The sequence below is a fragment of the Rhodococcus sp. DMU2021 genome (genome assembly GCF_019641445.1).
Classification (GTDB): domain Bacteria; phylum Actinomycetota; class Actinomycetes; order Mycobacteriales; family Mycobacteriaceae; genus Rhodococcus; species Rhodococcus pyridinivorans.
On sequence record NZ_JAIFKB010000044.1, the window covers coordinates 1 to 9,809 of the forward strand.

Genomic DNA, 9,809 nt, shown 5'->3' on the forward strand with positions numbered 1-9,809 from the left:
TCGAGGGAGGCGCGGTTGCCGGCGTAGGTGAGCTTGTCGAGCACGGTGACCTGCGTGTCGGGTCGTTCCGCGACGGTCTGATGGACGAAGTTCGCGCCGATGAAACCGGCACCACCGGTAACGAGCAACTTCATCCTCAACCTCCGCTGGTCGCTTCGACTCGCCGTTATCTAACGGTAATGAAACACTAGGTCTATGCGTGGAATCATTCTCGCCGGGGGGACCGGATCGAGACTTCATCCGATCACTCTTGGGCCAAGCAAGCAACTCGTGCCTGTCTACGACAAGCCGATGATCTACTACCCCTTGTCGACTCTGATCTTGGCCGGTATTTGCGACATCTTGATCATCACTACGCCGCACGACTCGGAACAGTTCCAGCGGCTACTGGGTGACGGTACGCGGTTCGGAATCAATCTGACCTATCAAGTGCAGCCCGAGCCGAATGGACTTGCACAGGCGTTCGTGCTCGGTGCGAAGCATATTGGCGATGACACTGTCGCACTCATCTTGGGCGACAACATCTTTTACGGTCCAGGAATCGGTTCGCAGTTGGCAAGGTTTGAGACTATCGACGGCGGCGCGGTGTTTGCATACCGCGTTTCTGATCCCAGCGCTTACGGCGTAATCGAGTTTGATGACAGAGGTCGCGCTATCTCACTCGAGGAGAAGCCCGCAACACCGAAATCGCCGTACGCAGTACCGGGACTCTACTTTTACGACAACGATGTCGTCGAAATCGCCCGGAGTCTACGCCCATCAGATCGCGGCGAGTATGAAATTACTGATGTCAACCGGGCCTACCTTGAGGCCGGCAAGCTGCAGGTTGAGGTCTTGCCGCGAGGCACCGCCTGGCTCGACACCGGCACCTTCGACTCCCTGCTCGATGCATCGAATTATGTACGCACGATCGAAGACCGACAGGGCCTGAAGATCGGAGCCCCGGAAGAAGCGGCGTGGCGCCGTGGCTTCATTTCGGACGATCAGTTGGGAATGCTGGCTCAGCCACTGCTTAAGTCAGGTTACGGAAAATACCTGGTCGATTTGCTGGAACGAGAGGGGCACTGACGTGCAGTACCGCGAACTCGCGATCGCCGGGGCGTGGGAGATCACGCCGAAACAGTTCGGCGACGACCGGGGCGTGTTCCTCGAATGGTTCAAGCAGGAGAGTTTCACCGACGCTGCCGGCCGTCCCCTGGAGTTGGCGCAGGCGAACTGCTCGGTCTCCGCCGCCGGAGTACTGCGCGGCATCCACTACGCGGATGTCCCTCCCGGACAGGCGAAGTACGTCACGTGCGTGTCGGGGTCGGTGCTCGACGTTGTCGTCGACCTGAGGGTGGGGTCGCCGACCTTCGGGCAGTGGGATTCGGTGCTGCTCGACACGAAGGACCGGCGCGCGATCTTCCTGCCCGAGGGCCTCGGCCACGGCTTCCTTGCACTCGAGGACAACTCGACCGTCGTCTACCTGTGCTCGACGGGCTACGACCCCGACCGTGAGCACGAGGTGTACCCACTCGATCCGGAGATCGGGATCGACTGGCCCACTGTCGGCGCGGATGGCCGAACCCTTCAGTACGAACTGTCTCCGAAGGATCAGTCGGCCCCTCGTCTACGCAAAGCCCTCGAAGCAGGTCGTCTACCGCAGGGATAGTCGCGATGTCTCTCGGGATTGGTGGGGAATGCCGAACTCTCCCGTACATGTCACGAACTGGACTCGTTAATTGGTAGCAACAGTGTGACATTGTTCACTATGCCTTGGTACGGACGATCTAGAACTACTGGCCAGTAACCGCAGCGCAGCAAGGCGCCCGTCGTTCTGACCAGCGCTAGCAGGTGAAGGTGACGTGATCCTTCACAGGAAGAGACGCCATGCTCCTGGAACAGCACCGCTCCTCAGGATGCGAGTACGCTGCCTATGCTCGAATATGAAACATAAGGACACAAAGAAGCTCGGACTGACCGAAACCTGGGGAGGAACGGTCGACGCGAGCTGCGGCGGTCGGGCGTAGGAGCTCGGCAGCCACACTTCGTACGCACGTTTCGGGGAGGAAGCAACCGATGTCAGTGGCAGGCAAATCCACTTCTCATATTCCGGCGGTGAGACCGGTGGACATCTGGGGACCAGGTCTCGTGTGGGCGGGCGAAGTTAAATCTCGGTCGACGTCCGCAAGGCTCTGCGGTGATGAACCCCGCAGTGAGTAACAGTAGGTCGCACGCAGGATCGTGTTGGCATGCAAGACGTCTCCATACGCTCCGCGTTACGAACGCCGACGTCCTTACGTAAATTTTGACCACTCGTGGTGCGTCGATGGTACGCAACGCCATTCGTCTAGTGCGATCACGTTCGCCATGGAATAAGCAATCGTGTCCTTCGGAAGGAAACAATATGTCCAACGAACATCCCGAACCGTTCGTCATCGCCGAAATTGGCTGCAATCACGCCGGCGACATGACAGTCGCCAAGAAGATGATCTCGGTCGCTGCAAACTTCTGTGAGGTAGATGCAGTCAAGTTTCAGAAGCGCGACAACCGTGTCCTCTTCACGGAGCAAGAATACAACACACCGCATCCCAATCCGATGCATAGTTTTGGGGCGTCGTACGGAGAACACCGCGATTTCCTTGAGTTCACCATCGACCAGCACAAGGAACTGCGTGAGCACTGCGAAGAGCAGGGTGTGGTGTATTCGACTTCTGTTTGGGATACTTCGTCCGCGGCAGAAGTAGCGGAACTTAATCCTGACTTCATCAAGGTGCCGTCCGCGACCAACCTTCACTTCGACGTCCTTCGGATTCTGGCCGACGAATACGGCGGAAAGATCCATATCTCGCTCGGCATGACGACCCGCACCGAGGAAGAATCGATCGTCGATTTCCTGCGCGATCGAGGTCGCCTCCAAGATGTGGTTCTGTATGCGTGCACGTCCGGGTATCCCGTCCCGTTCGACCAATTGGCACTCCTTGAGGTCAAGCGACTGAAGGACACGTACGGTGACGAACTCAGCGAGGTCGGATTCTCTGGCCATCACCTCGGGATCGCCGCTGACGTCGCTGCGATGGCTCTGGGTGCAACAACTGTAGAGCGCCACTTCACGTTGGATCGGACCTCGAAGGGGACCGACCATTCTGCGTCTCTCGAACCGGATGGTCTTCGCCGACTCAAGCGCGATCTTTCCCATGTGGCAAAGTCGCTCCGTTACAAGGACGCCGATCTCCTTGAGGTTGAAAAGGCGACCCGCGCGAAATTGAAGTGGACCGGATCCGTTCCGGTTACCTCCTAAATAGAGAACCGATTGAGGCGGTGTCGTCATCGAAATCCAGGTCTTCAACTGTCTGCCGAATACACTCAACCATTACGCAGTCGAGCTGACAGAAACGTTTGCGCGGTTGGGCGTTCGAGCGCAGATCGTGGAGAGCGCCCTGCCGATCGATGACGCACGCTCCCGCCCCGCGCGAGCGGTTGCTCATCTCAAAGAGGTTCGGCGGCGAGCGAAATCTGGCACACCTACGATCGTTGCGTGGCCGGCCTACGGCTGGCTAGAAGGAGTGCTTTGGGGTGGTTCTGCGAACCGCACCTGGGTCGTCGCTCACGATCCGATTCCAATCCGCAAGCAAGCATTCTCCGGAACGTTCTCGAAGAAGCTCGCGAAGCGATTTAGTCGTGTGCAATGGATCAGCCATACTTCGGCCGCCGCCGAAGCCACTGAGTCGGAGCTAGGGTTTCGTCCCCTTGTAGCCTTGCACCCCATACTTACCGAGCAGCATCCACGTCTCCAGTCGGTCCAGGAGAGGAAGGTAGTAACGGTGCTTGGGCAGTTCAAGCCGAGCCGAAACCTCGATGTCTTGACCGACCTGGCTGCGGGTCTCGAACCGGACCGTTACCGCCTTCAGATTGTCGGGCGCGGGTGGCCGGCGGTTCCCGGATGGACGGTTACCAACAGATTTGTGTCTGAATCTGAGTTGGATGGCGTGCTGGCAAAGAGCGACGCCGTGGTCATTCCCTATCGTAAGTACTGGCAGAGCGGTATAGCGGTACGTGCGATTGAGCATGGCGCCCAAGTTGTGGGCGAGGAAACGGAGTTCCTGATCCACTTGGCTGGTCGACAATACCCAGGAATCGTAAGCTCCAGCGATGATCAGCCCTGGGTGGATGCGGTCCGCCGTGTCACCGATCGACCGGAAGCGGCGTCCGATATGCATCTCCGGTACCGCACACTTGTGGACGAAAGCTGGTCCCGTGTGCTGGAATCCATCGTTTCAAACAGTCCGAATAGGCCCGTTATGGGGGGAAAGTGACTCTTCCGAAGGTCGTAGCGATCATTCCAGCGCGTGGCGGCTCGAAGGGCATCCCGCGCAAGAATTTGGCGAAGGTTGGCGGCCGTGAGCTCGTAGTCCGTGCGATTGAGACGTGCCGGGATGCCGCTCTGATCCATACCGTAGTCGTTAGTACCGATGATCAGGAGATCGCGCAAATAGCACGATCAGCAGGTGCCGAAGTGGTCATGCGTCCAGATTTTCTAGCGACGGATACTGCATCATCGGAAGACGCTCTGATCCATGTGCTGGACACATTGAAGCACCGGGGTGAGACACCCGATATAACGGCCTTTGTGCAATGCACGAGCCCATTCATACGTGCCGAAGATCTTGATTCCGCGATCACTCGGCTGAGGGAGCAGTCCGCTTCGACGGTCCTATCGGTCACCCATTCTCACCGATTTATCTGGAGACTTGAAAACGGCACGCTCGTAGGTGCGAATCACAGCGGTCTCAAGCGTCAGCGACGTCAGGACCTCGAACCTCAGTACCTTGAGACAGGGGCGTTCTACATCATGCAGACGCAGGGGCTCATTGAAAGTCGTTCACGCTTCTTTGGCAAGACTATCGGCCAAGAGGTTCCAGAGTGGACTTCACTGGAGATCGACACCCCCACCGACTTGGACCTCGCACGGGCTATGGCGACTCAAATTTCAACACCAGATCCCATCCCTGCTCGTGCGTTAATTACTGACTTCGATGGTGTTCATACCGATGATACTGCATATTTATCGGATGAAGGTCGCGAGACAGTCAGGGTGAATCGTTCTGATGGAATGGGTGTGGCACGCCTTCGCGAAAGTGGGATCCCTGTCCTTATTCTTTCGAAAGAACAAAATAAAGTAGTATCTCGACGAGCGGAAAAATTGCGCGTCGATGTCCTTCAAGGGATCGACGAGAAGCTATCTAGCCTTGTCGAGTGGTTGTGCGAGATGGGTATTCCGCCGGGCGACGCGGCGTATGTCGGCAATGACATAAACGACATCGAATGTATGAAGTACGTTGGATGGCCAATAGCGGTAGCTGACGCAAGGCCTGAGGTAATCGAAGTGGCTCGTGTCGTACTGAAGGCGAAAGGGGGCCGGGGGGCCGTTCGAGAGGCCGCGGACCGAGTTCTTCTAAGCTCTGTAAGTTCCGACGCCGTATTACCTCGGTGATAAGATCACGTATCGAGCATAGACACGATTCGAATGTTCGCGTAAATACGTCGAAATTCTAAGAAGATCTTTAGAGAGCGAGATTCTTGCATGAGTCGAGTGCTGTTCCTGGCTTTGGGTGAAGAAGAAGTGCAAGCCGACCGCTATATTTCCCAATTGATGGAGCGAGAAGGCCACAGTTGCAGGGTTCTCACCTGGCTTCCCCGGTTAGCCGGTTCAGGCGTCGAGAGTTTGTACAGGGCGGCCGGCGAGGCTAGCAATCGCGGAGACGATCTCGCACGGGCAGCCGGTTTTGCAGATGCGGCATTCGTTCCTCACTACGATCGGGACTGGCATTTCGCGCCGGCGAATTCTCGGCGCACGCACGGCCGTTCTGTATTGAGCATTGCGGATGAAGTCCTGCGCGAGTGGAAGCCGGATGTTCTGGTTTCAGCCGTTGGTGGCGAAACTCTGCGAGTTGCCTTCGACGCATTGGCGAAGAGTCGAGATATTCGCCGTGTCTACTACAACGCCATTCCTTTGAACGGCCGGTTTGTGCTCCTTCCTGAGATGTCGTCTCCGTTCGTGCCATTCCCTGGCACGGAAGGCTACAGACCTGGGACCGAACCTTTCACGGACTTATCGGAGCAACCCCTTCCTCCTTTCAAGAATAAACTACAAAGTCCGCGCCAGGAACCTATTATTCGGGCGGCGGAAGTGACAATAAAGAATCGCGGAATTTATCCCCGTGGGTGGTACAGCAAGAAGGTCGTCTGGACCTTAAGGGAAGCGGTCTTGCGTCGTATCCCGACGACGAGCGGCAAGCCGAAGCCGAACGAAACGAACGTTGTATACCCAATGCACGACGAGCGAGACTTCCAGGTTGCAGTAAGGGAACGCCATGCGATTCCCCAGGTTCATTTCCTGCGGTATCTCTCGACTACCCTGCCGGTTGGGCATCGACTCTGGATTAAGCCACACCCGCATCATCTTTCATCACACCACAACGTGATCCTACGGGAGGTGGCAGATCTACCAAACGTCTCTTTCCTTCCCCCAAGAATGCACTTTTCAGAAGCAATCGATCTTGCCGATGTCATTCTGACACTTGCTTCGACGATGGGGTTTGAAGCGCTTAAGCGTGGAAAGCCAGTTGTCTGTTACGGAACCCCGTTCTATTCGGGGTATGGATTGACAACTGACGTTAAGGATCCGCGAGATATCGCAAACGCTATCCTTGACGCTCAGCCCGCTGACCCCGCAGGCGTCGAGCGGCTACTTGCAAGAATGGAAGAGTTTTCATGGCCAGGGCAGTTCACCCCGCTCGATCTCAGTCCGGACAACCTGCAATTGCTACAAAGGGGAATCTTGGATGTCATCGATTCTTAGACACAAACTTCGGGTGCTGCGCGTCTTTTTTCTTGCACTCACCGCGGTTTCCCTTGCTCTGGGTGGAGACCTCGTCACTTCAGCCAGGCGCCTGAGGAGAACGGGGCCACCTGGCAATATCACGAATCTAGCCCAGGGCTCAGAGCTTGCGCTTATTGGAGCTTACGGAAACTCAAACTTCGGCGACGATATAGTTGCGTTAGGAATACTTTCTTCCGTCGATAATTATAACTTTGACGACATTGTTATTGTTGGCCGTCGTCCAGATTTCACCTTACTTAAGAACGATATCCCGCATGCAAGGTTCGCGTACTGTGGAGATGGGTTCAGCGGTATAATTCGCACCTTTAAGGCGCTGCAGCGCGGGTCCGGCGTAGCTATCCTCGGCGGTGGTGGCCTCCTTGAAGGAAAGCGCGACGATATAAATGTTCATCGACTCGTTCTAGAATACTGCGCGAAGATAGCGATCGCACGCCTGCGCGGATACGATACTGTCGTTCATGGAATCGGCGTTTCAGAGCACTTCTACAGCAGTCGATTAGTATCGCGTGCAGTCATTTCTATCTTGCGTAGGGTACACAAGGTTTCGGTCCGAGATCGCCGTAGTCGTCAAACCCTGGCAGGAAGTGGCGTCGATGCAGTCCTAGTGCGCGACCCTGCAAGTACCTTGTTTTCTGCAATGAAGGACAGCATCGACGTGCGTCCTGATGTTCACGCGTTAGTGCTCTTGGATAGGTACCGGTGGCCTACATTCTTGCCTGGTGATTCGGTCCGAGAAGCTGAACGGGCACAAGAAATAGAGGGTTTGGCGTGCATGGTGGCGGAGTGGACCTCTGCTGGCAAATCGGTTGAGATCTTTCTATTTCACTCTAGCGACGAGAGAATTGCGAATGATGTGGTTTCTGCAACGTTGAACCGGGGAGGAGACCCTCAGCGTATCGCCACGGTGTGCGAATGGGACAGTTGCGTCGAACCTTTTCGACTCTTAATGAGCTGCGAGAGCGTTCATACTATGCGGTTTCACCCAGGCCTTGCAGCTCTTCTCGCGGGACGGCAAGTGGACGTTGTGGGTGACCTGCAGAAATTGTCAACTTTGCGAGACGATGGTAAGAGCGCGCAGTCCGGATGGCGGTATTCGGACGACTTCGCCGATCCCGCAGCCTTTCTACGTTCCACTATCAGCGCAAGCTTTGCGACCGGGAAGCGGTGACATGGGCGGAGCGGACGTAGCGCAAACTGGTAATCTCGTGAACGACGCGGCAAACCGTTTTCGCTTCTATAGATCGGGGGGTGGTGGCCATTCTGTTCCTGCGGATGGATTTGCGATTGGATGCGCTTTACTCCTCATTCTTGGCAGTTCATTAGACCGGCTTACCATTGATGCGGTTGGTTACTCGCTCTACGTAAGCCACGTCGTTGGCTTATTTTTAGCCCCGGTTATTCTCCTCGGGCTTGCGCGATACTCCCGATACATCTCGCTAGTCGCGCTCCTTATTGCGACGTGTTTTCTTGCGGTCATCCCCGCAATTGCAATGTTTGGCGCCCCCGGAAGGGTAAGCTACCTGCCCCAAATCGTTTCAAACGTGACGCTTCTGCTTATTAGCGTAATTTTGCTTAGTTCGCTGCGCGTAAGTCAGTTGCGGAGAGTTGTAAAAGGATCGGTTTGGGTAGTTATCGTGGGATCAGTCGTCCAGGTTCTGATACTCCCCGCCGCGTCACAAAATAGCGGAGAAAGAGTAGCTGGGTTGCTCCGGCCAGTATTGTTCTTTGCTGAGGCGACTTGGCTTGCGATGTTTGCTGCGATGTTGTTTGCTGCGGCACTAACCCTTGGGCTCAATGGGTACGCGCTTCTTCTTGCTCCGTTGATTGTGGTTATATTTACTCGTTCTGCGCTTGCGATACTAATTGCCGTCGTACTTGTGTGTATTCCGGCGGTTCGCCGGTCTCGAATCGCAATCCTGCTCATAATCGGCTTCTGCTGGACGTTCGCGTTTTGGTTTGTGTATCGAGCATTATCATCGGTAGACCGGGTAAAAGCAGTTTCTTCGCTCGATACAAGGCAGCTCGATATACTTGCGGTGAAGAATGCGAATGGCGGCAGTTTGTCTTGGACTGGTTCGCCGATTTTGTCGGTCTATGATCCTCTTCGAGCCCGAGTCATCCCTGGTACAAGCAATGTCCTCGCATTCGATTTGTTTTGGAAGTTTGGCCTGGCGGGGTTGATCCTCTTGGGCATCTGGGCCTGGACCTGGTGTTGGTTGTTGCCGCGACGAGCGGGTGCCCGATTTGGGACTCCTTCAATTCTTCCCGCGTGGGTGTGCCTTGCCGTGCTGCCGGCTGTAGTTCAGCTGAATAACGCGTTTGGTCGCCCGTGGCTGTGGGTATTAGCGGGTCTGTTGCTCGTCTCGATCAGCGTCCAATGCAAAGAGTATGAGGCGCAGAGACGCTCCGAATGCCTTGGGAAACCCTCGAATGCGACTGCAAATCGATGAAGGAATCTGCACTGGCAAAGTAACTATCTTGGTATGAACGGAACCTGTCTCGCCCGAGTTAGGTCCGAGTTAGGACATTACCGACGGGTAGATAGATGCACGGCTTCGTGACCTGCATGTTCGCCAGTCCTGTCGGGTGGAGTGGGGTACTAATCAGGTAGCGTCCCGGCCGTGACATAAGTGCGGAAGGTGCGGACCGCATCGGGAGCGGTCGCGGTCCGGGTCGCCCGCAAAATCCGCGGCAGGGTCGAGATCATCGAACACGTCGGGTCGGCGCACACCGATGCCGAACTCCTGACTTGCACAGATTTAGTGCCCCGCTCATCGGGCGGTAGTCCCAGCGCGGTCAGGATACGGGGCTCTTCACTATGGATCTCGTGGACCGGTTGGTCTGACTCCTTGATGGGCGTGACGGTCTCGGCTCGGTGGGCGCAGGATGGGTCTGGTGGGCGGGTCTGGCTCACGGCTCTTCTGAC

The 9,809-nt window shown here is 56.1% G+C and carries 9 protein-coding genes; 8 read left to right on the forward strand and 1 reads right to left on the reverse strand.

Annotated features, from left to right (window positions below; translation table 11 throughout):
• A partial coding sequence (locus K3M35_RS24965) for an NAD-dependent epimerase/dehydratase family protein (RefSeq protein ID WP_220667207.1) occupies window positions 1-134 on the reverse strand: 134 nt, incomplete at its 3' end.
• Between the two features lie 61 nt (window positions 135-195).
• Between K3M35_RS24965 and rfbA the strand changes: the two genes are divergently transcribed.
• The 8 genes from rfbA (at window position 196) to K3M35_RS25005 (ending at window position 9,333) form a co-directional block, all read left to right on the forward strand.
• Entirely contained in the window at window positions 196-1,068 is an 873-nt protein-coding gene (gene rfbA, locus K3M35_RS24970) for a glucose-1-phosphate thymidylyltransferase RfbA (RefSeq protein WP_220667199.1), read from the forward strand.
• 1 nt (window position 1,069) lies between these two features.
• Window positions 1,070-1,651, forward strand: a complete 582-nt coding sequence (rfbC, locus tag K3M35_RS24975; protein WP_220667200.1) for a dTDP-4-dehydrorhamnose 3,5-epimerase — start codon at window positions 1,070-1,072, stop codon at window positions 1,649-1,651.
• Between the two features lie 735 nt (window positions 1,652-2,386).
• Window positions 2,387-3,280 carry an N-acetylneuraminate synthase family protein gene (locus K3M35_RS24980; protein ID WP_220667201.1) on the forward strand — a complete coding sequence of 298 codons (894 nt, stop codon included), beginning with the start codon at window positions 2,387-2,389 and terminating at the stop codon, window positions 3,278-3,280.
• 127 nt (window positions 3,281-3,407) lie between these two features.
• Complete coding sequence (locus K3M35_RS24985; protein WP_220667202.1) at window positions 3,408-4,295, forward strand: hypothetical protein; 888 nt, start codon at window positions 3,408-3,410, stop codon at window positions 4,293-4,295.
• The gene (locus K3M35_RS26785) at window positions 4,292-5,473 is read left to right on the forward strand and encodes an acylneuraminate cytidylyltransferase (protein ID WP_220667203.1); all 1,182 of its coding nucleotides are present in this window, start codon (window positions 4,292-4,294) and stop codon (window positions 5,471-5,473) included. Before K3M35_RS24985 ends, K3M35_RS26785 begins: the two co-directional genes overlap by 4 nt.
• Before the next feature lie 90 nt (window positions 5,474-5,563).
• Window positions 5,564-6,841: a hypothetical protein gene (locus K3M35_RS24995; RefSeq protein ID WP_220667204.1), complete on the forward strand. Its 1,278-nt coding sequence runs from the start codon at window positions 5,564-5,566 to the stop codon at window positions 6,839-6,841.
• Window positions 6,825-8,051, forward strand: coding sequence for a polysaccharide pyruvyl transferase family protein (locus K3M35_RS25000; RefSeq protein WP_220667205.1), 1,227 nt, complete (start codon window positions 6,825-6,827; stop codon window positions 8,049-8,051). Before K3M35_RS24995 ends, K3M35_RS25000 begins: the two co-directional genes overlap by 17 nt.
• 37 nt (window positions 8,052-8,088) lie before the next feature.
• A complete protein-coding gene (locus K3M35_RS25005; RefSeq protein WP_220667206.1) occupies window positions 8,089-9,333 on the forward strand; it encodes a hypothetical protein in 1,245 nt (414 codons plus the stop codon).
• The last annotated feature ends 476 nt before the right edge of the window (window positions 9,334-9,809 follow it).